Raw genomic sequence first — 24,992 nt, forward strand, 5'->3', positions numbered from 1 at the left:
ATGTTTTATGTGAAACTTGCTAAGTCAAATTTGGTCAAGTCCCTACAACATTATCTGCCCTTTATGTTGGCAAGCTTGATTCTCTTTTCAATCAGCTGTTCAACTCTTCTAATCTTATTTAGTCCTATCGGTAAGAGTATGTCAACAGGAGGGATTATCTTAGGACTTGGCGTGGTTGTTCTAAGTTTATTCTCTCTGATTATGGAGGTTTATAGCTACAATATTCTCATGAAGCAAAGGAGCCGCGAATTTGGACTCTATAATGTTTTGGGGATGAACAAGCGTCAAGTTGGTCTTATTGCCAGCTTAGAGTTGGGGATTATCTATGTACTCTTGCTTGTGTTTGGTAGTCTTTTTAGCGCTGTTTTTGCTAATTTTCTCTATTTGATTTTTGTGAATTTGATTCACTATGATCAGTTGATTATGACTTACTCAGCTCTGCCATTTATCCTAAATATCCTGATTTTTACAGGTATTTTTCTAGTGCTGGAGCTGGTGGGACTTCGACGAATTCTTAAGACCAGTCCGCTGGAGCTCTTTCGTAAGACTAGTGAGGGCGAGCGTGAGCCAAGGGGAAATATTATCCTAGCCTTTCTGGGGCTTGCCAGTCTGGGAGTGGGCTACTATATTGCTCTGACGTCAACGAAACTGAGCTCACTTCTTGTCATTATGCGCTTTTTCTTTGCAGTTATCTTTGTTATTGTGGGGACCTATCTCTTCTACATCAGTTTTATCGCCTGGTATTTGAAATGGCGCCGTCGCAATAAGGCTTACTACTATAATCCAAGGCATTTCATTCCAATCTCGCAGATGCTTTTTAGAATGAAGCAGAATGCCGTTGGACTAGCCAGTATCACGTTACTAGCAGTCATGTCTCTAGTAACCATAGGAACGACGGTAGCCCTCTATACCAATAGCCAGTTCTTGGCTAGCAGTCGTTTTATCAAAAATACAGCCATTACCTTAGACGGTATTACAGATTATGGTGATCATGGGGACTTGCTTGATCAGGTCTTGACAGATAAGGTGGGCAATAAGGACACCGTTACCTATACAAGTAGCTTTATCAGTTTGCCTCTTGAAGCGGAGACTCGGTCAGTCACAGTAGATGCCCAGACTTTTGAAAATCTAGGTTATGGTAATCTGACATTTACCTACCTGATTACTCAAGATGATTTCCGTCGTTTGGGTAATCAAATAGCAGAGCTAACAGATAATCAAGCCCTCTTTTATGGTTTGAAGGGAGAGAGCAAGCTCAACAGTTTGACTCTCTTTGGACAGACCTTTGAGGTAAGTAATCTGAAAACAGCTATCTTTCCAGAACTTCAGACAACCTATAATGCTTCTCTTCTTGTTGTTGCCAATGCAGAGGTTGCAAATCAGATCAAAGCTAACTTTGATGCTTATATGAACAAGGTAGCAACCGTGGCAACAACTTATACGATTCAGGTTGATCTTAGTCAGTCAGAGCTTTCAAAACTGTCTATTAAGCAAGGAATTCTAACAGATAATCAAGGTAACAGTATTGGAACGGTTGAAACGCGTCAGGAGTTTCTGGATAGTGTCTATGGTTTTTCTGGAGGTTTCTTGTTCACAGGTGTTCTTCTGGGAACTAGTTTCTTGCTGGGTGCTGCTTTGATTATCTACTACAAGCAATATGCCGAAGGTCACGAAGATAGGAAGTCCTACCGTATTTTACAAGAGGTAGGGATGAGTCGTTCACAGGTGAAAAAGACCATCAGTTCTCAACTGTTCCTCCTCTTCTTTATGCCCTTGTTACTAGCTAGCTTGGACTATGCTGTCGCAACACCAATGCTCAAACAGATGCTTCTTACCTTTGGTGTCATGAATAATAGTATGGTCTATCTAGTCAGCAGCCTTACGGTAGTAGTCATTGGGATCTTCTACTTTGTTATCTATAAGGCAACAAGCAGAACCTACTATAAACTCATCGAGAGATAAATAAAGTGACGATTTTTCGTCGTTTCTTGTTGAAGACAAAGTCTTTTTTCGATACTTTCCTTAAGTGATGTCGGACGTCAGGTGAAATTATCCAGTGGATGATTTCAGGAAACCAGGGAATTCCATGACTAATATTTGAGCCAAGTGTCTCAAATATTCCGAGTGTAAGAAATGCTTTTATATAGGCATTTCTTACACTTTCATCACGGCGGAAGTATCGGGTAAATTCCTAAGACAGTCTCCCAGACTGTCTTAGCACTCACGCTCGCATGAAATAGGTCATTTATTTTAAACAAGCAGAGCTTTTGTAGCCAATTCCGTTGAAAATTAGGTTTGTCTACATTCTGAAGTGACGATTTTTCGTCGCTTTTTTGCTAGAATAAAAGAAAAAGGGGGACCATGACAGTGAGTAAAATTTTTATTGTAGAAGATGATCAGACTATTCTTGACTTGTTGACTGACCATTTGTCTCAGTCCTATACGATTTACCGTGTTCAGAATTTCCGAGCGATCAAGCAGGAGATTGATGAGGTCAGACCAGATCTTATCCTGATGGATATTACACTTCCCTACTTTAACGGTTTTTACTGGACAACAGAGATTCGTAAAACGCAGACGGTTCCCATTATCTTTATCTCATCGAGTGATGATGAGATGGATATGGTCATGGCTCTGAATATGGGTGGTGATGATTTTATTTCCAAGCCCTTTTCCCTAACTGTTTTGGAAGCCAAGTTGTCAGCCTTTCTAAGACGTGTCCAACAGTTCAGTACAGACACTTATCAACTGGAGGAATTCAGCCTCAATCATGAAGGGATCCTATCTGGAAAGGGCCAGTCTGTTAATCTCTCCCCGACTGAGAATAAGATTCTAACGATTTTATTTGCCAGTCTAGGTCAGGTTGTCCCTAAGGAAACCCTCCTAAAAAAACTGTGGGAGCATGAGGATTTTATCGATCAAAATACCCTCAGTGTTAATATGACGAGATTGCGCAAGAAGGTCACATCAATTGGCTTTAATCATATCCATACGGTGAGAGGAGTAGGCTATTTATTACAATGATTTTGAAGTTTTTTAAAGAGTATCTGGCTTGGTATATTACCTACATGGTCTTACTTTTCCTATTTTACGCTACCTTTTACCTCTACCAGTTACCCATGGCTTATTTTGGGATGAGCTTGGTTTTCAACTTGGTCCTTTTTAGCTTGTTTTCTGCCTTTCAATACTACCAGTTTTCACGGAAAATGCTGACGCTGAGAGATTTGAGAGATAGCGACAGCTTTGATTTCAACCTAAGACCAAGCGACCTTGCTTATAGGGAGCTTTTGATGAAGCAGAAGCGCTTAAGCGACGAAGATTATGCTCAAATCAAGTCGCAACTAGAACAGAGCCAGGCCATGATTAAGCTCTGGTCTCATCAGATGAAGGTCCCCTTATCAGCTCTATCTCTGATGAGCCAAACCAATCGTTTAGAGCAGTCTGAGGTGGATCAACAGCTCACGTATCTTCAGCAGTATGTTGAGACTCTGCTGACCTACCTGAAGTTTCATCAGCACAAGGATGATTTTCGATTTGAGCAGGTTTCGGTGCGCCGTCTCGTTTTGGACTTGGTCAAAAAGAATGCCGTATCTTGCTTAGCCAAGGAACTCTCGGTGACAGTAGATGGGGACTGGCTCTTGGTTACTGATGGCAAATGGCTGAGCTTTGCCTTGGGACAAATCCTAGATAATGCCATCAAGTATTCCAAAAAAGGTGGACAGATCCATATTCAGATAAGAGACCAGGAAATCAGCCTTCAAGATCAGGGAATTGGTATCTTAGAAGAAGACCTCCCTCGCTTGTTTGAAGAAGGCTTCACAGGCTTTAACGGACATGAGCATAAGAAGGCGACAGGACTAGGACTCTATATCTCGAAACAAATTCTGGATAGCCTGACCTTAGACATCAAGATAGACAGTCAGATTGATATAGGAACGACTGTTCGTATCCTTAAGACAGAAAAAAGAAGTTAATCGCAGGATTAACTTCTTTTTTCTGTCTTAATCAATAACTGGGCTCTTGAGGTAGGCGTCAACTAGGCGTTCGGTTGCTTGGACGGAGTCTGTATGTGTGCGCTCGTAAGAGTGGCTAGATTCGATACCAGCGCCGAGTAGGGCGTGTTTGACTTCGGCACCTGCACGCATGGCAGCAGAGGCATCGCTACCGTAGTAAGGGTAGATGTCTAGTTTATAAGGAATGTCGTTGGCTTGGCAAAGGGCAACCATGTGCTGGCGAAGCTCATAGTGGTAGGGACCAGAGCCGTCCTTGACACAGATTGAGACGGTGTACTCATCAGTAGCCTGATCGTCTCCCATGGCTCCCATGTCAACCGCCAGATACTCAACGGCTTGAGCTGGCAGGCTTGAATTGGCACCGTGACCGACCTCCTCAAAGGCTGAGAAGTAGAAGTGAGTGGTGTGTGGCAACTGCACATTTTCTTCTTTGTAGGTTTTAAGCAGTTCGATGAGAATAGCTGCGCTGACCTTGTCATCAAGGTGACGAGATTTGATAAAGCCTGACTCAGTGACTACAACACGAGGGTCAAAGGAGATGAAGTCTCCGACTTCGATGCCTAGAGCGCGTGTTTCTTCGGCAGTGGTTACTTTTTCATCTAGACGAATTTCCATATTGTCCTGCGTACGTTCAGCAGTTCCAGCATCGCGATAGACATGGACAGAAGTTTGGTGGATAAGGATAGTTCCTGAAATTTCTCTACCGTTTTTAGCCACGTGAACGGTACAATTTTCCCCTTCGATGGCATTGTAGACAAAACCACCGACCAAGGCGAGTTTGAGACGACCGTCAGGTTTGATGGCACGAACCATGGCACCAAGAGTATCCAGATGGGCTGTTACGATACGGTGTTTACTGTCATCTTTCCCTTTGACAGAGACCATAAGCCCACCCTTGTTGGTTCTTGTGACATCATAGCCGAAAGATTGGATTTCAGCTTGAACATAGTCCATGATTTTGCGGGTAAAGCCTGTTGGTGATGGGGTATTGGTCAGTTTAGTGATATAATCAACGGTTGTTTTCATAAAGTCTCCTTATTTTGAAAAATTTGCCTGCGCTTCTAAGATGATGGCAGCTAGGCGTTCGATATCTGAGATGGTGCCACGCAACTCGAAGTCGCCCAGCATTGGGAAGCCAAAGCGTTTACTATATTGTTTGGCAGTCAGACAATACTGGTTGTTGAAGTTGCGGTTGCCTGAACCGATGATACCAAAGCAGTTGCGGTAGTTGTCATGACTAGCGATAAAGTCATCCAGAGGATTGGTCAAAATCTCGACATCTCCTGTGTCAACACCATTTCCCCCTTCAAGATAGGTGGGCAAGATAGCGACAAAAGGCTCTTCGACAGGGAAGGTTTGGTGATCCAATTCTTTGATATTGATTTGTCGAGTTGTGATATTTTGAAAGGCAAGGTAGTCAGAGAGTCGTTTGACAAAGCTGAGCGTATTGCCACTGAGACTGATAAAAACGATGGTTAGTTGAGACATAGGCTTCTCTTTTCTGTGAAATTCTTGTTTTTATTTTAGCACGAGAGGGTGTCTTTTTCAACGAGCAGAAAAAGAACTGAGTCAGTCTTAACTAACTCAGTTCTGGCTGAATACAAAGTTTTTTTCGATACTTTCCTTAAGTGATGTCGGACGTCAGCGAATCCCTACGGAATTCCATGACTAATATTTGAGCCTAAAGTCTCAAATATTCCGAGTGTGAGAAATGCCTATTTAAAAGCATTTCTCACACTTTCATCACGGCGGAAGTATCAAGTAAATGCCTAAGAAAGCCTCCCAGACAGTCTTGATGAAAGCTATGCTTTCTCTATTCCCCACCTAAAACAGTTTGGAAGACTGTTTTAGCACTCCGCTCGTATAAATCGGTCATTAATTTTAAATAAGCAGAGTTTTTGTATCCAATTCTGTTGAAGGTTTGTCTACATTAAGACTAACTCAGTCTTAATGGTTCACTGTTTGCGTTTTTTGATGCTTGTAAATCCTAGGAGTCCAAGGATGCTAAGTCCCAAAAGACTGAGTGCATTACCTTCTTGGCTAGCTGTTTGAGGGAGTTGATTCTGCTCAGCAGTTGGTGTTTGCTTAGCAGATTTGGCTACTGTTTGTTTTTGAGCTAGTGTTTCTTGATAGGCTTTAGCAACTGTCTGATAGATGTCCTGTTTAGTTTCTTCGCTTAAGCTTTGCTTGTTTGTAGGATCTTGATTTTGGTTCTGATCATTAGTGTCAGTGCTGTCTTGACTGTCGTCTTTAGCTTTTTCAACATAGACAAATTGGAAGACACCAAAACCTTCGCTGTCAGAAGCTCCCAAGTAGTTAATATTTGCCATATTGCTGATAAGGCTTTGAGCAGTGTCAGCAGTGAGGAAGCGAAGATCTAGCCCCTTGATGCTGTCTGTGAAAGTCCAGTTGGCATCCGCAGATGGATTGATTGTCTTCTCTGCAACGATATAGTTGATAATAACTTGGCGATTTTCAAGATTGAGGAGATAGTTGACGCTGGCATTTCTAACACCTGGGAAGTTACCGCTAGCACGGTAGTTGTTGCTGATAACCATGAATTCCTGATCATCAGTGACATCCTGACCTTGGTATTTTAGGTTACGGACACGACTAGCGTCAGCATTGACCAATTTACCGTCCTTGTCATACTTGTTAGGTTGTGTGATGTCATACTCGTAAGTCACGCCGTCAATCACATCAAAGTTGTAGGTACGATAGTCGGTATTAACGAGGTTTTGTGGTTCTGTGCTAGTTGGATCCACTTGGTTAAATTGTCCTGCTGACATTTCCAACCATTCTTTCAAGTCGGCACCAGTGATTTTCAAGATAGCAGCGACATTGTCGTAGAGATAGAGGTCGGCTACATTCTTGATGGCAATAGGCCCTGCTGGAATGTCAGTATAGGCTGTCGCATCGTTACGAGTTCCTGCCTTGAATGGCGCAGCTGCTGAAAGAAGCGGAAGGTTAGCATACTCAGTTCCTGCTAGTTCTTGCTTAGCATACCAAAGTTGGGCATTATTAACGATTTGAATAGAAGGGTCGTCTTGAACGAGAGCAAAGTAGCTGTTGATAGGAGCAGTTGTTGTTCCGACTTCTTGACGGACATAGGCAATAGTACCGTTGTGTGCTTCTTGTGCGATTTCAATTACTCGGCTATCAGCAACATCTGATTTGGTATCGATTTTACGGATTTGTCCCTTGCTGTCTGTGACCTGCCATTTACCGTCTGTGTAGGTAAGTGATAGGTCGATAATACCGAGGTGGTCACCGTATTTACCTGCCATGGTTACTGGAGTGCCGTTGATTTTACCGTTGATGCCATCAACACCAGGAAGGGATTCGTAACTTCCTGTCCCGTCGCCTGATGGGAAGGTTGCATGAGAGTGACCTGTGACAACAGCATCAACACCTTCAATACCAGCGATTTGGTAGCCTTCATTTTCCTCGCCAACTTCATATTGATCATCTCCGATACCTGAGTGAGAGAGGACAAGGACGATATCAGCGCCAGCTTGACGCATTTCTGGAACAACCTTAGTGATAGCTTGGACAGAATCTTCAACAATAACCTTACCTTCAAGATTTGCCTTATCCCAGCTCAAGATCTGAGGAGGCACAATTCCTGTGATACCAATTTTGAGGGTCACAGGTTTTCCTTCTGTATCTGTAAAGGTTTTGGTAATGATTTCGTAAGTCTTGTAAAGAGGTTCCTTAGTCGTTGCGTCCAAGACATTGGCATTGACGATTGGAAGATTTGCTGTGGCAATCAGACGACCGAGGAAATCCAAACCGTAGTTAAATTCGTGGTTACCAAGGGTAGAAGCATCGTAACCTAGCGCATTCAAGGCTTGGTACATAGGGTGTTCTTCGTCAGCTTGAACGGGATCGATGATAGCTTCGTAAGTTCCAAGTGGTGTGCCTTGGATAATATCCCCATTGTCAACAAGGACAACATTGCTATTTTCAGCCTTAGCCGCCTCAATCAGCACAGCTGTTTTTGCCAAACCAACAGACTGAGATGCCTTGTCTTGATAGTAGTCGTAGTTGACAAGGTTGGTGTGGAGGTCCGTTGTAGAAAGGATGCGAACATTGACACTCTCACCTTCGACTGCCTGACTTGTCGTGCTGTCGTTGCTGCTTGCAGTTGTGGCTTCCGTGACTGGGCTAGCTACTTGACCGCTTTCTTCCAGATTTTCTGTACTTGTAGCAATAGCAGAGCTGTCAGCCACTGGGCTTGTGCTAATATTTGTTTCTGCACTAGCATCAGCAGTAGTCTGAGCAGAGCTCGTTGCATTTGCATCAAGACTGCTATCTGTAAGGGTGCTGTTAGCACTGGCTTCAGTAGCACTAGTGTCGCTACTTGTCACAACTTCAGTTGTGTCAGTGGGACGTGTTGTTTCAACCTCGTCAGCCTTTACAAGTTGACTAGAAGTTGCTAAAACAAGTGCAGACAGTAGGACTGCACTTTTGGGGATATAAGATTTTGCCATAAACATTTCCTTTTTCTAATTTCTTTTCTTAGCTATTATATAAAATGAAAACCTATTCATCAAGCTTTCAAAGAAGAATTGCGTTTCAAAGGCGAATATTTTTAAAATTTAATGGATATATTGTTCGATTTGGTAGAGGTTTAGAATCAAGCCTTTCTTAAAAGAGTCTATCTTTTTAGGACTGTGGATTTTATAGCCAAGTCTTTTTTCCTTTTGCATTAAAAAGTGGTAAAATAGGTAACAATATTATTATTTTCTAGTAAAAAGAGGACTAAGTATGGTAAAAGAGGTCAATTTAACAGGAGAAGAAGTCGTTGCCTTGACGGCTCAGTATATGAGTCAGACAGATGTCGCCTTTGTCCAAAAGGCTTTGGAATACGCAACGGCTGCTCACTCCCTTCAATTTCGGAAATCAGGGGAACCCTATATTATCCACCCTATCCAAGTAGCGGGTATCCTAGCAGGTCTGCATCTAGATGCTTGTACCGTAGCCTGTGGCTTTTTGCACGATGTGGTTGAAGATACCGATATTACACTGGATGATATCGAATTTGACTTTGGTAAGGATGTTCGTGATATTGTCGATGGGGTGACCAAGCTCGGTAAGGTAGAGTACAAGTCTCATGAAGAGCAGCTGGCTGAAAATCACCGCAAGATGCTTATGGCCATGTCTAAGGACATCCGTGTTATCTTGGTTAAGCTGGCTGACCGTCTTCACAACATGCGTACGCTTAAGCACTTGCGTCCTGATAAGCAGAAGCGTATTTCACGTGAAACCATGGAAATCTACGCACCACTGGCTCACCGTTTGGGGATTAGTACCATCAAGTGGGAATTGGAAGACATGTCCTTCCGCTACCTCAATGAGGTTGAGTTTTACAAGATTTCACACATGATGACCGAAAAACGCCGTGAACGTGAGGCCTTGGTGGATGAGATTGTTGATAAAATCAAGTCAACAACGCAGGAACAGGGACTCTTTGGGGATGTTTATGGTCGTCCTAAGCACATCTATTCTATCTATCGCAAAATGCGTGATAAGAAGAAACGCTTTGATCAGATTTTCGATTTGATTGCTATCCGCTGTGTCATGGAGACGCATAGTGATGTCTATGCCATGTTAGGTTATATTCATGAGCTCTGGCGTCCAATGCCTGGTCGTTTCAAAGACTATATTGCCAATCCAAAGGCTAATGGCTACCAGTCTATCCACACCACTGTCTACGGTCCAAAGGGTCCTATCGAGATTCAAATCCGTACCAAGGAAATGCACCAAGTGGCTGAGTACGGGGTTGCAGCTCACTGGGCTTACAAGAAAGGTATCACTGCCAAGGTTGACAGCAAAGAACAAGCTGTCGGCATGAACTGGATCAAGGATTTGGTTGAATTGCAGGATGCTTCTGATGGCGATGCCATGAACTTTGTTGATTCGGTCAAGGAAGATATCTTCTCAGAGCGTATCTATGTCTTTACACCGACAGGTGCTGTGCAGGAATTGCCTAAAGATTCTGGTCCTATCGATTTTGCCTACGCTATCCATACTCAGGTCGGAGAGAAGGCGACAGGTGCCAAGGTCAACGGACGTATGGTGCCTTTGACTGCCAAACTCAAGACAGGTGATGTGGTTGAGATTGTGACCAACAGTAATTCCTTCGGTCCAAGTCGTGACTGGATTAAGATTGTTAAGACAACCAAGGCTCGTAACAAGATCCGTCAGTTCTTCAAGAACCAAGACAAGGAAATGTCGGTCAACAAGGGACGTGATATGCTGCTCAGCTATTTCCAAGAGCAGGGTTATGTTGCCAACAAATATCTGGACAAAAAGCATATCGAAGAGATTTTACCGCGTCTTAGCGTCCGCAGTGAGGAAGCTCTCTATGCGGCGGTCGGTTTTGGGGAAATCAGCCCTGCTTCTGTCTTTAATAAGTTGACTGAAAAAGAGCGTCGTGAGGAAGAGCGTGCCAAGGCTAAGGCTGAGGCTGACGAATTGCTTAACGGTGGCGAAATCAAGACCGAGAAGAAGGAAGTTCTCAAGGTCAAGAGTGAGAATGGTGTCATCATTCAAGGAGCATCAGGTCTTCTCATGCGTATCGCCAAGTGCTGTAATCCAGTGCCAGGTGATGAGATTGAGGGTTATATCACTAAAGGTCGTGGAGTTGCCATTCACCGTGCCGACTGTCACAATATCAAGAGTCAGGAAGGCTATGAGCAACGCCTGATTGAGGTTGAGTGGGACAGTGATAACGCCAGCAAGGAATACTTGGCTGAGATCGATATTTATGGTCTTAACCGTTCAGGTCTCCTCAACGATGTCCTTCAAATCCTATCCAATGCGACCAAGAGTATCTCGACTGTCAATGCTCAACCAACTAAGGACATGAAGTTTGCCAATATCCATGTCAGCTTCAATATTCCAAACTTGGCAGAATTGACCAGCCTTGTTGATAAGATTAAAATCATCCCAGACGTTTATAGCGTTAAACGTACGAATGGGTAAACATAAGATGTTATTGAGATAAAAGGCTCCGCTGGTTTAAGATTGTTTTGTGATTTTAAACTGGCAGAGCTTTGTGTTATAGAAAGGAATAGAACACGGGACTAATTTTCTAGTGAAAAAGATAAACTGTCTTGTAGGCAAGCCTACATCGCCAGTTTCCTATTTTCGCTCTTGAGTTTCCAGGCTCAAATCTAAAACAGTTCACTGAACTGTTTTACTCATACGAAAATTTTCGGTAAACCGAACCGTCCCTTTGTATCATAGAAAGGAATTAGAACACGGGACTAATTTCCTATGAAAAAAGATAAATCTTCCTAGATGCTAAAGCATCTTCGTTAGCTTTCCTATTTTTCTACGGAAAGACCAGCCAAGCTGGAACGTCCCTTTGTATCATGTTATGAAACTTATTATTCAACGTGTGACTGAAGCTTCGGTATCGATTGACGGTCAGGTCAAGGGAGCTGTTGAAAGAGGGCTTTTGCTTTTGGTTGGGGTAGGTCCTGAGGATACTGAGGCAGATTTGGACTATGCTGTGAGAAAGCTGGTCAATATGCGTATTTTCTCTGATGAGGCTGGCAAGATGAACTTGTCAGTTCTGGACGTAGAAGGAGAGATTCTGTCTATTTCTCAGTTTACGCTCTTTGCGGAGACTAAAAAGGGCAATCGCCCTGCCTTTACCAAGGCGGCTAAGCCTGATTTGGCAAGTAAACTCTACGATGCTTTTAATGAAAAGCTAGCGCAGCATTTGCCAGTGAAGACAGGCGTCTTTGGGGCGGATATGCAGGTCAGTCTGGTTAATGACGGTCCTGTGACCATTATTTTGGATACGAAAGAGTAATAAATATTGTGATTTTTTAATGTATGCCTTTGCATGCAATCCAAAAGTTTAGTACAATAGAGGTATGAATAAGAAGACAGGACTAGCCTTGGGAGCAATCGGACTCGCTCTCCCCTGGTTACTCATGATAATTAGCCTTAATCAAAATCCTATCAATAAGACCAGTTCAAGTAGTTCATCCACTTCAATTGATTTGACCAATCTCAAGATGGATCCGACTGCTATTTCAAATGGTGATTATACCAGCTTGACGGGGACTTGGGAGAATAGTGCAGGCTTAACCATTATTTTCGATAGCAAGGGCATGGTCAGTCCTGCTAAGAATAAGATTAGTAGCGTAGCTTATAAGGATGGCTATGCGCGTGCTATTTTGACCAATAGCTCTGGAGCATCGGATGCCTATCGTGATGGTGCAGGAATCTGGTTTTATCCTGCTGGGGTAGCCAATGTGGTTAATAATAGCAAACAGGATCAGGATTCTATTGTTATTGCTAGCAATATTAGTACAGAAGATGATCCTTATTTTAAGGTGTCAACAGCTACCAGTCTGACGGATTCAGGAGAGACTGATTCGTCATCAAGCAGCGATTCTAATGTAAAAGAAAGCTCAGGAACCTATACCTTGACGGCATCGGCAGATGTCAAAAATAGTCCAGACACCTCTGCTAAGACAGTAGCGACTTACAGCGCTGGTCAGACTATCAATTACGATCAAATTGTTACATCAGGTAAGAAGCAGTGGCTATCTTACCTCAGTACAACTGGTGAGAGACGTTATGTTCTCATGGAAGACTAAAAAACAGACTGGATTTTCCAGTCTGTTCTGGTTGAAGACAAAGTTTTTTTCGATACTTTCCTTAAGTGATGTCGGACGTCAGCGACTTCCTTCGGAATTCCATGACTAATGTTTGAGCCTCATGTCTCAAACATTCCGAGTATAAGAAATGCCTATATAAAAGCATTTCTTATACTTTCATCACGGCGGAAGTATCTTTTGGGTGCTCGCTAACGCTCGCATGAAATCGGAAAATTTATTTTAAACAAGCAGAGCTTTTGTATCCAATTCCTTTGAAAGTTAGGTTTGTCTACATTCTGAACAGACTGGATTTTTCCAGTCTGTTTTTGGTTTTTAGAGTTCGTGATAGAGAACGGTCACAATCAGTGTTTGCGGACAGCATAGTCGATGAATTTAAATTTGTCTAGCTTATGTCTGCTTTCTGTGAATTGGAATTGAACTTGATTGGCTAAAAAGCCTTTGGATTGGACTCGGACGACATGATGGTCTGATCCCAAATCAAGTAGCAATCGGTCGGTCTCGCTGGTCTGGTCGATAGTAATTTCCTTCTGAGCGCTAGCGATTGGTAGGTGTAGTTCATTTTCCAAATAGGCATAGATGGAATGCTCTGCTATGTCCCTAGTCATAGTTGGGACCAAATCTATCAAGAGGTAGTCGATGTCCAGCACAGAGGCCAAATCGTCAACCAGACGCTGGCGAACGATGCGCCAAGCTCGATCGTAGAGGGCAAAGCCAGTTAATTTTGCCAGCTCTTGGTCGATAATAACCTTATCCACTGTGATAACTGTTGTTTTAGAGTGAATGCCCTGCGCCTCAACCAGTTCCTGATAGGAAGTCAGGTCCGATACTGGAAATTGAAATTGCTCCTGGCTGAGCACCAGTGAGCCACTGCCCTGCTTTTTACTGATATAGCCGTCTTGAGACAGATGTTCCAAGGCTTTACGGATGGTATCTCGGCTAACCTGAAATCGCTTGACTAGTTCAAGTTCAGTGGGGAGGTAGCTGCCAGCTTCAAAGATACCACTCTTGATTTCTTGGCTGAGCTGGTGATAGATGGATTCGTATTTTTTCATTTGGGATCCTTTGTTTAAAATATGTCTATATTTTAGCATACAAATTTTGAAAAAGCTCCGCATTTTGCCTAAAAATTACCAATCAACTTGCCTACAAGTTTGTTATCGCTTACAATAATCTTGTTAAGTATTTCAAATGAAAAAAGGAAGAAATTATGGGGAAATTTGAAAATGATGCCAAGGCCCTCTTAGAGGCTATCGGTGGCAAAGAAAATGTGTCAGCAGTAACCCACTGTGCAACACGTATGCGTTTTGTTCTAGGTGATCCAGCCAAGGCTGATGTTAAGAGCATCGAGACAATTCCATCTGTTAAGGGGACCTTTACCAATGCAGGTCAGTTCCAAGTTATCATCGGAAATGACGTACCAGTCTTTTATAATGACTTTACAGCTGTTTCCGGAATTGAAGGCGTTTCAAAAGAAGCTGCCAAATCAGCAGCAAAGAGCCATCAAAATCCAATCCAACGTGTCATGACCATGTTGGCGGAAATCTTTACACCAATCATTCCAGCCATCATCGTTGGTGGTTTGATTCTTGGCTTTAGAAATGTCCTTGAAGGTGTTCAAATGGAATGGCTTGGACAGAAAGTAGTTGACGGCGTTAAGCAGGTCACAAGTTCAGGGCAGCCAGTCTACAATACTATCGTCGATGTATCTCAATTCTGGTCAGGTGTCAATTCCTTCCTCTGGTTGCCGGGTGAGGCAATCTTCCACTACCTTCCAGTAGGGATTGTTTGGTCAGTTTCTCGTAAGATGGGGACAAGCCAAATCTTGGGTATCGTTTTGGGTATCTGTTTGATTTCACCAAACCAATTGCTCAACGCCTATAATGTTGCCAGTACATCACATGCGGAAATCATGAAAGATTGGGTTTGGGACTTTGGTTACTTCCAAATTCAAAAAATTGGTTATCAGGCACAGGTTATTCCAGCCCTCCTAGCAGGACTTGCCCTCTCTTATCTTGAGATCTTCTGGCGTAAACGTATTCCAGAAGTGGTTTCAATGATTTTCGTACCCTTCTTGTCATTGATTCCAGCTCTTATTTTGGCTCACACGGTCTTGGGACCAATTGGTTGGACAATCGGACAATGGATTTCAACAATCGTTCTTGCTGGTTTGACTGGCTCATTCAAATGGTTGTTCGGTGCCATCTTTGGTGCCCTCTATGCGCCACTGGTTATCACTGGTCTTCACCACATGACCAATGCCATTGATACTCAGTTGATTGCGGATGCAGGTGGTACTGCCCTCTGGCCAATGATTGCCTTGTCAAATATCGCTCAAGGCTCAGCTGTTTTGTCATACTACTGGATGAATCGTCGTGATGAACGTGAAGCACAGATTGCCCTTCCAGCAGCTATTTCAGCCTATCTTGGTGTTACTGAGCCAGCTCTCTTCGGTGTCAATGTGAAGTATGTTTACCCATTTGTTGCGGGTATGATTGGTTCAGGAATTGCAGGGCTTCTTTCAACGACCTTCAATGTCACAGCTAACGCTATCGGTATCGGAGGACTGCCAGGTATCTTGTCAATCCAAGCAAAATACATGGGAATCTTTGCCCTCTTGATGTTGGTTGCTATCGTGGTACCATTTGCCCTTACCATGATTTTCCGTAAGATGGGTCTCTTTACAAAGGCTGAGGATGAAACTGTTAAATCACCTCAGGTTGAGGCTATCGCTGAAGCGCAAGAAGCTGCGCAGGTTGAAAAAGGAACCATTGTTGAGGTTGTAAGTCCTTTGACAGGTCAAGCTCGTGCCTTGTCAACAGCGGTTGACCCTGTCTTTGCCCAAGGTGTGATGGGAAGTGGTTTGGTTATCGATCCTAGCGAGGGAGAATTGCTGGCGCCAGTAGAAGGTGTTGTCTCAGTTCTCTTCCCAACCAAACATGCTATTGGACTGGTAACAGACCAAGGTCTTGAAATGCTGATGCATATCGGTATGGATACTGTCAACCTAGATGGTCAGCACTTTACAGCACATGTCAAGCAAGGTGACCGTGTCCGTGTTGGTCAGTCACTGATTAGTTTTGACATTGAGGCTATCAAGGCAGCAGGTTTCCCAACAGAAACACCAGTTATCGTGACTAACCAGAACGATTTCCAACTGGATATACCAGAAAACTTACCAATGGACGTTAAAGCAGGCCAAGCTCTGCTATCTACAAGTAAAATCTAGAAGAGAGGAACTGTACAGTTCCTTTCTCACTTTATAAGGAGACCATAATGACAATTGATAAGAAAAAGGTTGTCTACCAACTTTATCCAAAATCATTTAAAGATACGACTGGAAATGGTGTCGGTGACTTGCGTGGTATTATCGAGAAGTTGCCCTACCTAGCTGATCTTGGGATTGACCTGATTTGGCTTAATCCTTTCTACCCAAGTCCTCAGAGAGACAATGGTTATGATGTATCAGACTACACAGCTATCAATCCAGATTTTGGGACTATGGCAGACTTTGAAGAAATGGTTGCACGAGGAGAGGAACTAGGTATCGGCTTTATGCTGGATATGGTGCTCAATCACTGTTCGACGGAGCATGAGTGGTTCCAAAAGGCTCTTGCAGGGGATAAATATTATCAGGATTTCTTTATCTTGAGAGACCAGCCGACTGACTGGGTATCTAAATTTGGTGGCAATGCCTGGGCACCTTTTGGTGATACTGGCAAATACTACCTCCATCTTTTTGATGTTACTCAGGCAGACCTAGACTGGCGTAATCCCAATGTCCGTGAAGAGCTTTACAAGGTTGTCAACTTCTGGCGTGATAAGGGTGTCAAGGGCTTCCGCTTTGATGTTATCAATCTGATTGGTAAAGATGAGGTATTAGAAGACTGCCCAATCAATGATGGGAAACCAGCCTATACTGACAGACCTATCAACCATGACTACCTCCACATGCTCAATGAAGCTAGCTTCGGTCAGGATGACAGTTTGATGACGGTCGGAGAAATGTCTGCCACAACTGTTGATAATTGCATCCTCTACACCAATCCAGACCGTCAAGAGCTTGACATGACCTTCAATTTTCACCACCTCAAGGTGGACTACCAAGATGGGCAAAAATGGACACAGAAGGCCTTTGATTTTGAAGAATTGCGCAGCCTCTTCCACACTTGGGGTGAGGGTATGGATCAAGGTGGCGGCTGGAATGCCCTCTTTTGGACCTGCCATGACCAACCGCGTGCCCTAAGTCGTTTTGTTGATGTTAAGAATTTCCGCAATGAGGGTGCTACCATGCTAGCGGCAGCTATTCATCTATCTCGTGGAACTCCTTACATTTACCAGGGGGAAGAAATCGGTATGCTGGATCCTGATTTTGATAGCCTCAGCGACTATGTGGATGTCGAAAGCCTCAATGCCTTTGACATCATGACTGCAGATGGTAAGACTGAGCAGGAAGCGCTAGCCATTATCAAGAAAAAATCCCGTGACAATGCCCGCACACCTATGCAGTGGGACGCTAGCCCAAATGCAGGTTTTACCACTGGTCAGCCTTGGTTGCAGGTGGGAAAAAGCTACGCTGATATCAATGTTGCCAGTGAAAAAGATGGTCCTATCTTTAACTTCTATAAGGAGCTGATTCGCCTGCGCAAGGAAGAAGACATCATCTCAGAAGGAAGTTATAAGGCAGCCTTTACAGATAGTAAGCAGGTCTACGCTTTTGAACGCGAATGGCAAGGACATAAATTATTGGTTCTGAATAATTTTTACGCTGAGCCAATCACGCTTGACCTTCCAAAGAGCTATCAGGCAGGACAGGTGCTTATCAGCAACTATGATAAAGCTGAGGTCAAGGAAAGCATTCGCCTAGAAGGCTATCAGACCATTGCTATTTTAGGGAAATGAAGTGAATTGAATAAAGGTTAGGACGGCGTTAAGTCGCTTTGATGAAGACCAGTTCTATTCTTTCGCTCCTTGCCTAGTCCTATCTCTTTCTCAATCCACTATAAAAACAAAGGGAGTTTCAAATCCTATTTTGAGCTCTCTTTTTCGCTAGTAAAGACTATTCTAGATAGTCTTGAAACAACAATATTTATGAAAGCGTGTTACAATAGAAATATATAGAACAGAAAGGTTGAGTTACTAAGGTAACTCGGAGTTGTGACTTATGGTACGTTTACAAGATGATTTTTTCGATGCCATCAATGGCGAGTGGGAAAAGACTGCGGTCATTCCTGATGATAAGCCTCGTACAGGTGGTTTTTCTGACTTGGCTGATGAGATTGAGGAGCTGATGTTGGAAACAACGGATGCTTGGTTGGAAGGAAAAAATCTTCCTCAAGATGAGATTTTGGCTAACTTTGTCAAATTCCACAAGCTGGTTTCTGACTTTGAGACTCGTGAGGCTTTGGGTGTTGAGCCTGTTAAGCCTTTGATTGCGGAGTATCAGGCACTCGAGAGCTTTAAGGATTTCACTAGCCACTTGGCTGAGTTTGAATTGGCAGGGAAACCTAATCTGCTGCCTTTTGGAGTCTCACCAGACTTTATGAATGCCCAGCTCAATGTTCTCTGGGCTGAAGCACCAGGAACAATCTTGCCTGATACAACCTACTATGCAGAAGGAAATGAAAAAGGTAAGGAATTGCTAGCTACTTGGCGTCAATGTCAGGAAGAATTACTAGCTAAGTTTGATTTCACAGCTGAGGAAATCAAGGATATGCTGGACAAAATTATTGCTCTTGATGCTAAGTTGGCTCAATACGTTCTCTCAAGCGAAGAGTCATCAGAGTACGCTAAACTCTATCACCCTTATGACTGGGCTGATTTTACCAAATTGGTTCCAGAGTTGCCATTGGACGATTTCTTCACTGAGATTTTGGGTCAATTGCCTGATAAGATTATCGTTCCAGAGGAGCGTTTTTGGACAGAGTTTGCGGCTGACTATTATTCAGAAGAGAACTGGGAGCTTTTGAAAGCTGTCTTGGTCAAAGGCGCAGCGACTGGCTATACCTCATATCTTACTGATGAGATCCGTGTACTTTCTGGAGCATATGGCAGAGCTTTGTCAGGAACCCCTCAGGCACAAGATAAGAGAAAAGCAGCCTTCTACTTGGCGCAAGGACCTTTCAATCAGGCTTTGGGTCTCTGGTATGCGGGTGAAAAATTCTCGCCAGAGGCTAAGGCGGACGTGGAGAGCAAGGTGGCAACTATGATTGAGGTTTACAAGGACCGCTTGTCACAAAACACTTGGCTCAAGCCTGAGACACGTGACAAGGCGATCACCAAGCTCAATGTTATCACACCTCACATCGGCTATCCTGAGAAATTGCCAGCGACCTATGCTAAGAAGGTTGTCGATGAGTCGCTTTCTTTGGTGGAAAATGCTCAGAACTTGGCGAAAATCTCTATCGCACATTCATGGAGCAAGTGGAACCAGCCTGTTGACCGTAGCGAATGGCACATGCCAGCTCACATGGTCAATGCCTACTATGATCCGCAACAAAACCAAATCGTCTTCCCTGCTGCTATCTTGCAGGCGCCATTCTACTCAATCGAGCAGAGCTCATCAGCCAACTACGGCGGTATCGGTGCAGTTATTGCCCATGAGATTTCACATGCCTTCGACACTAACGGAGCATCCTTTGATGAAAATGGTAGCCTCAACAACTGGTGGACAGAAGAAGACTATGCTGCTTTCCAAGAGCGTACAGATAAGGTTGTGGCACAATTTGACGGTATTGAATTTGCAGGGGCTAAGGTTAACGGTAAATTGACCGTTTCTGAAAATGTGGCAGACCTTGGCGGTCTTGCCGCAGCGCTAGAAGCTGCTAAGAAAGAAGCAGACTTCTCAGCAGAAGAATACTTTGTCAACTTTGCGACAATCTGGCGTATGAAGGCGCGTGAAGAGTATCTTCAACTGCTAGTCTCAATCGACGTTCACGCTCCAGGTAAATTACGTACCAATGTTCAAGTTGCCAACTTCGATGACTTCCATGACACATTTGATGTCAAAGAGGGAGACGGCATGTGGCGTGACCAAGCAGATCGTGTCATTATCTGGTAATAGAAAAAGAATCTCTCACAGTTTTGACTGCGAGAGATTTTGATTTAGAGTGTATGGCTAATCGTTTTTTAAGTTTTATTTGTTATCATAGGTCCTATGCCTGAGAATATTGAGATGTCTAGACGACAAAGGAAAAAAAGAAATTATTGGTTTTCAAATTTATCAACTAAAGCTTTAGTTAGTATGATTACTGGTTTTATCGTCATTTTTGGAGTGGGAATCTGGTTTTTCTGGGGAAGAACAGGAACAATTGCCCTATCAAGTGAAGAGGTCTACACCGTTTCAGAGACTGCCCTAGTTTCAGAAAGCAGTGCTCTTGCTTATACCAGTGATGGTTCTAGCATCAGCTTATCTCAAAATACAGAGATTGAGATAAGTGCCTATTACTATGGGGCTAGCCTGAAGGGAGAAGAGACGACCTTGGCAGCCTTTGACATGGATGGACAGACCTATTATATTGACGCTGCGCAGCTTTCTCTAGAGCAGGAAAATACCATCAATGCCTATATTGCTGATAATCTTGATTATCCTGTAACAGAGATAACAGATGAGCTGGAGGATAGCTTTGAACAGTCTGCCTATAAGACTGATGATGGCAATCCTATCGGAGTCATTATCCATGATACTGGGACGGATAATTCGACCATTGACAGTGAAGTCAACTATATGGTCAAACACTATGATACGGATGGTGTCTTTGTGCATGCCTTTATTGATAGTGATACAATCTTGCGTATCGCTGATGAGGATTATGAAGCTCAGGGAGCCGGTAGCAAGGCGAATCCCTACTATATCCAGTTTGAAATGACACATGAAAATAGCGCCAGCGGTTTTGCCGAACAGTTAGCCAATGCCGCCTACTACACCGCCTATATGTTGAAAAAGTATAATCTTCCTGTGACACTTGGTCAGGAAGACGGTACAGGTACCGTTTGGACACATGAGATGGTTAGCAACTATCTGGGTGGAACTGACCATGTCGATCCGACCGATTACTGGACAGAAGCCGCTCAAAGATATTTTGGAACAAGCTATGATGCTGAGGATTTTGTTGAGCTCGTTCAGGCTTACTATAATCAACTTTAATTGGTTCTCTGGTTGAAGACAAAGTCTTTTTTCGATACTTTCCTTAAGTGATGTCGGACGTCAGGTGAAATTATCCAGTGGATGATTTCAGGTATCAGTGGAATTCCATTTGAGACTCTTAGCTTTCCAGTTTCAAAGCTCAGACCTGAAACAGTCCACTGGACTGTTTCACTCTCAAATATTCCGAGTGTAAGAAATGATTTTATAAAGGCATTTCTTACACTTTCATCACGGCGGAAGTATCTGGTAAATGCCTAAGACAGTCTCCCAGACTGTCTTAGCACTCCCGCTCGCAAAAATCGGTCATCTATTTTAAACAAGCAGAGCTTTTGTATCCAATTCCGTTGAAAGTTAGGTTTGTCTACATTCTGAGAACCCCAAACAATTTTGTTGGGGTTCTTTTGCTATTCATAACTCTTCAAGACCTTCTCAAAGCTACTTGACGCTGCCTTGACAGTGATTGACTCTAGTGTAAAGGGATGTGTCAAGCTGAGTTGGTAGGCATGGAGCATGAGTCTAGGCGCAGCTTTCCTGCTGTAAAGAGGGTCGCCGATGATGGCATGCCCATGGTGGCTGAGGTGGACGCGGATTTGGTGGGTTCGTCCTGTCTTGAGCTGACATTTGACCAGACTGGCGCTTGGGTATTCTTTGAGTTTGGTCACGATGGTAGTTGCAGTCTGACCGTTTTTGCTGTCAACCAGACGTTTACGACGGTCATGGCGGTCTCGCCCAATCTTATCACGGTAGGTGACTTGCTTGCTAGTCATGAGCCCTTCAGCCAGAGCCCAATAGCTGCGCTGAATCAGTTTATCTTCCAGCAGACGATTGAGGATAGGCAGCACAAAAGGATTCTTAGCGAAAATAACAGCTCCGCTAGTCTCCATATCCAGTCTGTGGACCACATAGCAGGTCTGTCCGACAAAGGCTGAGACGTGGTTGAGGAGGGCGATTTCTTGGGGAGCATTGCCGTGCGTTTTCATACCTTCTGGCTTGTTAACGATGATTAGGTGCTCATCTTGATAAAGACAGTCAACCAGCTCCGCTTTTCCAAAAGGAATCGTCTTTTGTGGATAATCTTCCTGATCAAATGTCAGTGAAATGACATCACCTGCCTTGACAGGGCTCTGCCAATTGATTGCTTGTCCATTGACCAGAAGGTGTTTCTTGGTGCGTAAGAAATGACGAATTTTTCGAGGCACCAGCCAGTGCTCTTCTAGTAGATCTTTGACCGTCGTGTTGGCCATTTTTGGGGGAATGGTAATGGTAAATTGCATAGGCATATTGTAACAAAAAGTGTGGCAAAATGGAGGCAAATTCCCCAAAAGATGTTTTTCTTCTGGATTTTAAGACTTTATTGATATAATACCCTTATGAAATGGATTGAAAAATTAAAAGAACAGACAGGAGCTTGGAAACAAAAACTCTCCCAGAAACTGTCTTCAAAAGAAAAACAGAAAAAGAAAGAAGGGCTAGAAGAGGTTGATCAGCCAAAAACTGATGAGCTTCAAGAATCAGCTTCCAAGGAGGAGCGTCCTAGCAGTCAATACCAGCGCAGCAAGGTCAAGGAAACTTGGTCAGATAAGTTCTTTGCCAAATTCCCTCAATTGGTCTGGATGCGCAAGCTTGTCCCTTCTAAAAAATCATGGATTCGTCGCTTCTGGCGTCGCTACCATGTGGGAAAAATTTTGCTTCTCCTGATGGGAGTCGGTGTCCTAGCCATCGGTTCTTACCTTTTCTATGTTGCCAAGTCAACCAATGTCTCCGACCTTCAAGACGCTCTTAAGGCGACGACCATTATCTATGATAAGGATCAGCAACAAGTCGGTAGTCTTTCTGGACAGAAAGGGACCTATGTGGAGCTGGATGCCATCAGCGATAATATGAAAAATGCTGTTGTTGCAACAGAAGATAGGACCTTCTATGAGAATAACGGGATTAACCTGTCTCGTTTCCTACTGGCTACCTTTACCATGGGTCGTTTCGGAGGAGGGTCAACCATCACTCAGCAGTTGGCTAAAAATGCCTATCTGACTCAGGAACAGACCATCACTCGTAAGGCAAAAGAGTTCTTCTTGGCGCTTGAATTGACCAAGAAATACAGTAAGGATGACATCCTGACTATGTATCTCAATAATGCCTACTTTGGAAATTCTGTCTGGGGTATCGAAGACGCTAGTAAGAAATACTTTGGTGTCAGCGCAGCTGAATTGACCTTGGATGAGGCAGCCACTCTAGCTGGTATGCTTAAAGGACCAGAGATTTATAATCCGATTTATTCGGTTGAAAACGCTACGAACCGTCGCAATACCGTTCTTCAGGCCATGGTTGACGCAGGTAAGATTTCAGAAAATGAGGCAAAATCAGCTTCAGAAGTGGATATGTCCAGTCGCCTTAACGATGCCTATACTGGTACCAGTGATGATTACCAGTACGCATCTTACTTTGACGCTGTCATTCAAGAAGCGGAGCAGACCTATGGTATTTCAGAGGATGACATTGTCAACAACGGTTATAAGATTTACACTGAGTTGGATCAAAATTTCCAAAGCAATATGCAGAGCCTCTTTGATAATGGTGCCTACTTCCCAACATCGGATTATGATGGTGAGTCAGCTCAAGCTGCCAGCGTAGCCATGGATCCCAAAACTGGAGCCGTCTGGGGCTTGGTTGGGCGTGTCGGTTCGACCAGCGCAACCTTTAGAAGCTACAACTATGCCACTCAGGCTGCTAGAAGCCCAGGTTCAACCATCAAGCCTCTAGTTGTCTACACACCAGCTATTGTTTCAGGCTATGCTATCAATACTGAGCTACCAAATACGGTTCAAGACTATGATGGCTATGCACCGACCAACTATGCTGGTATCGAGTCAGAATCTGTTCCCATGTATCAGGCCCTAGCAAATTCTTATAATATCCCAGCTGTTTACCTGCTCAATGAAATGGGTGTGAACAAGGCCTTCACCTACGGTGAAAAATTCGGTCTTAATATGGATAAGGCTAATAAGGAATTGGGTGTTGCCCTCGGTGGTAGCGTGACAACCAATCCGCTTGAAATGGCACAGGCCTATGCAACCTTTGCCAATGGTGGTGTTATGCCGACAGCCCACTTGATCACTAAGATTGAGACAGCTAGTGGTGAAACAGTTGCTGAATTTAAGCAGTCAGAAACACGTGTCATGAGTGAATCTGCTGCCAACAAGATGACCAGCATGATGCTAGGTACCTTCTCAAATGGTTCTGCCATCAATGCCAATGCCTACGGCTATACGCTCGCAGGTAAGACTGGTACAGTGGAAACCAGCTTTAATGCTGACTTGACTAGTGACCAATGGGTTATCGGTTACACTCCAGATGTGGTTATCAGTCAGTGGTTGGGTTATGATTCGACAGATGAAAATCACTACCTGACAGATGCCAGCTCAGGTACAGCTTCAACCCTCTTTAGCGATGTAGCTAGCGCAGTCTTGCCATACACAGCAGGCACTAGCTTCACAGTGGAGAATGCTTATAGCCAAAATGGCATAGCCCTCACTTATAATACGGGTAGCAGCCAATCTGAAACTTCTGATAGCTCATCATCAGACGTCTGGTCTAATATCCAAGATTCTGCTCAAAGCGCAGGCGATTCTATCGGACAGGCTCTAAATGATGCTGGAAATGCTGTCAAGGATGCCTGGAATAACGTGTCAAATTGGTTCAGTAGCCAGATTAACTAACTTGCCAAAATCTATCAAGCATGTTAAAATAAAGGTTACGGAGGCATCTATGGCACAGAAAAAAGCAAGTCTAGCGTGTGCAGAATGTGGAAGCCGCAACTACTCAATCGGAGTTAGTAGCAATCCAAAACCAACACGTCTAGAAGTTAATAAGTTTTGTAAACATTGTAAAAAATACACCCTACACAAAGAAACACGCTAAGAGAGGAAACGATTGTGAAATTTATTCCAGGAGTTTTTAAGGTGTTGAAGGATACGACTTGGCCAAGTCGTGCCCAACGCTGGAAAGATTATCTATCAGTTTTAGAATACACCTTCTTCTTCACCGTTGTTATTTATCTCTTTGATAAATTGATTTCATTCGGTGTGGTTGAATTATTGGCTCTTTGTCAACTGTAGTGGGTTGACTAATAATTAAGTACGAGAGAGAATCGGCTCTTTGTCAACTGTAGTGGGTTGACTAAATAATTAAGCA

The 24,992-nt window shown here is 43.6% G+C and carries 18 protein-coding genes; 13 read left to right on the forward strand and 5 right to left on the reverse strand.

The features are described from left to right. The 3 genes from JOC28_RS02870 (at position 1) to JOC28_RS02880 (ending at position 3,974) form a co-directional block, all read left to right on the forward strand. Positions 1 to 1,962: an FtsX-like permease family protein gene (locus JOC28_RS02870; RefSeq protein WP_205009139.1), complete on the forward strand. Its 1,962-nt coding sequence runs from the start codon at positions 1 to 3 to the stop codon at positions 1,960 to 1,962. Between the two features lie 399 nt (positions 1,963 to 2,361). Then, complete coding sequence (locus JOC28_RS02875; RefSeq protein WP_205009140.1) at positions 2,362 to 3,024, forward strand: response regulator transcription factor; 663 nt, start codon at positions 2,362 to 2,364, stop codon at positions 3,022 to 3,024. Beyond that, the gene (locus tag JOC28_RS02880) at positions 3,021 to 3,974 is read left to right on the forward strand and encodes a sensor histidine kinase (protein WP_205009141.1); all 954 of its coding nucleotides are present in this window, start codon (positions 3,021 to 3,023) and stop codon (positions 3,972 to 3,974) included. The genes JOC28_RS02875 and JOC28_RS02880 overlap by 4 nt, the downstream gene beginning before the upstream one ends. A gap of 27 nt (positions 3,975 to 4,001) precedes the next feature. On the opposite strand, the gene JOC28_RS02885 is transcribed toward JOC28_RS02880, so the two are convergent. From JOC28_RS02885 to JOC28_RS02895, 3 genes are all read right to left on the reverse strand, one after another. Further along, a complete protein-coding gene (locus JOC28_RS02885; RefSeq protein ID WP_205009142.1) occupies positions 4,002 to 5,039 on the reverse strand; it encodes a M42 family metallopeptidase in 1,038 nt (345 codons plus the stop codon). Positions 5,040 to 5,048: 9 nt separating this feature from the next. Continuing rightward, positions 5,049 to 5,501 carry a class Ib ribonucleoside-diphosphate reductase assembly flavoprotein NrdI gene (nrdI, locus tag JOC28_RS02890; protein WP_205009143.1) on the reverse strand — a complete coding sequence of 151 codons (453 nt, stop codon included), beginning with the start codon at positions 5,499 to 5,501 and terminating at the stop codon, positions 5,049 to 5,051. Positions 5,502 to 5,968: 467 nt separating this feature from the next. After that, positions 5,969 to 8,506 (reverse strand): bifunctional 2',3'-cyclic-nucleotide 2'-phosphodiesterase/3'-nucleotidase, encoded by a 2,538-nt coding sequence (locus JOC28_RS02895; protein ID WP_205009144.1) that lies wholly within the window; start codon positions 8,504 to 8,506, stop codon positions 5,969 to 5,971. Positions 8,507 to 8,783: 277 nt separating this feature from the next. On the opposite strand from JOC28_RS02895, the gene JOC28_RS02900 reads away from it, so the two are divergent. The 3 genes from JOC28_RS02900 to JOC28_RS02910 all read left to right on the forward strand — a co-directional run bounded on the left by JOC28_RS02900 (position 8,784) and on the right by JOC28_RS02910 (position 12,637). Continuing rightward, a complete protein-coding gene (locus JOC28_RS02900; RefSeq protein WP_205009145.1) occupies positions 8,784 to 11,003 on the forward strand; it encodes a RelA/SpoT family protein in 2,220 nt (739 codons plus the stop codon). A 397-nt stretch (positions 11,004 to 11,400) separates the two neighbouring features. Next, positions 11,401 to 11,841 (forward strand): D-aminoacyl-tRNA deacylase, encoded by a 441-nt coding sequence (gene dtd, locus JOC28_RS02905; RefSeq protein ID WP_205009146.1) that lies wholly within the window; start codon positions 11,401 to 11,403, stop codon positions 11,839 to 11,841. Positions 11,842 to 11,905: 64 nt separating this feature from the next. Beyond that, a complete protein-coding gene (locus JOC28_RS02910; RefSeq protein WP_205009147.1) occupies positions 11,906 to 12,637 on the forward strand; it encodes an SH3 domain-containing protein in 732 nt (243 codons plus the stop codon). Between the two features lie 362 nt (positions 12,638 to 12,999). Here JOC28_RS02910 and treR read toward each other — a convergent pair whose 3' ends face one another. Continuing rightward, positions 13,000 to 13,710, reverse strand: a complete 711-nt coding sequence (gene treR / locus JOC28_RS02915) for a trehalose operon repressor (protein WP_205009148.1) — start codon at positions 13,708 to 13,710, stop codon at positions 13,000 to 13,002. A 155-nt stretch (positions 13,711 to 13,865) separates the two neighbouring features. Between treR and treP the strand changes: the two genes are divergently transcribed. From treP to JOC28_RS02935, 4 genes are all read left to right on the forward strand, one after another. Continuing rightward, entirely contained in the window at positions 13,866 to 15,884 is a 2,019-nt protein-coding gene (treP, locus tag JOC28_RS02920; RefSeq protein WP_205009149.1) for a PTS system trehalose-specific EIIBC component, read from the forward strand. A gap of 47 nt (positions 15,885 to 15,931) precedes the next feature. After that, a complete protein-coding gene (treC, locus tag JOC28_RS02925) occupies positions 15,932 to 17,557 on the forward strand; it encodes an alpha,alpha-phosphotrehalase (protein ID WP_205009150.1) in 1,626 nt (541 codons plus the stop codon). A 262-nt stretch (positions 17,558 to 17,819) separates the two neighbouring features. Continuing rightward, entirely contained in the window at positions 17,820 to 19,715 is a 1,896-nt protein-coding gene (locus JOC28_RS02930) for a M13 family metallopeptidase (RefSeq protein WP_205009151.1), read from the forward strand. Between the two features lie 183 nt (positions 19,716 to 19,898). Then, positions 19,899 to 20,801 (forward strand): peptidoglycan recognition protein family protein, encoded by a 903-nt coding sequence (locus JOC28_RS02935; protein ID WP_239548825.1) that lies wholly within the window; start codon positions 19,899 to 19,901, stop codon positions 20,799 to 20,801. A 404-nt stretch (positions 20,802 to 21,205) separates the two neighbouring features. On the opposite strand, the gene JOC28_RS02940 is transcribed toward JOC28_RS02935, so the two are convergent. Continuing rightward, positions 21,206 to 22,075 carry an RluA family pseudouridine synthase gene (locus JOC28_RS02940; RefSeq protein ID WP_205009153.1) on the reverse strand — a complete coding sequence of 290 codons (870 nt, stop codon included), beginning with the start codon at positions 22,073 to 22,075 and terminating at the stop codon, positions 21,206 to 21,208. 96 nt (positions 22,076 to 22,171) lie between these two features. Here JOC28_RS02940 and pbp2a point away from each other — a divergent pair, with 96 nt between their 5' ends. The 3 genes from pbp2a to secE are packed head-to-tail and all read left to right on the forward strand — an operon-like array spanning position 22,172 to position 24,916. Then, positions 22,172 to 24,517 (forward strand): penicillin-binding protein PBP2A, encoded by a 2,346-nt coding sequence (gene pbp2a, locus JOC28_RS02945; protein ID WP_205009154.1) that lies wholly within the window; start codon positions 22,172 to 22,174, stop codon positions 24,515 to 24,517. 49 nt (positions 24,518 to 24,566) lie between these two features. After that, positions 24,567 to 24,719, forward strand: coding sequence for a 50S ribosomal protein L33 (rpmG, locus tag JOC28_RS02950; RefSeq protein WP_205009155.1), 153 nt, complete (start codon positions 24,567 to 24,569; stop codon positions 24,717 to 24,719). Between the two features lie 14 nt (positions 24,720 to 24,733). Then, a complete protein-coding gene (gene secE, locus JOC28_RS02955) occupies positions 24,734 to 24,916 on the forward strand; it encodes a preprotein translocase subunit SecE (RefSeq protein ID WP_205009156.1) in 183 nt (60 codons plus the stop codon). The last annotated feature ends 76 nt before the right edge of the window (positions 24,917 to 24,992 follow it).

It is taken from the genome of Streptococcus loxodontisalivarius (genome assembly GCF_016908645.1).
Taxonomy (GTDB): Bacteria; Bacillota; Bacilli; order Lactobacillales; family Streptococcaceae; genus Streptococcus; species Streptococcus loxodontisalivarius.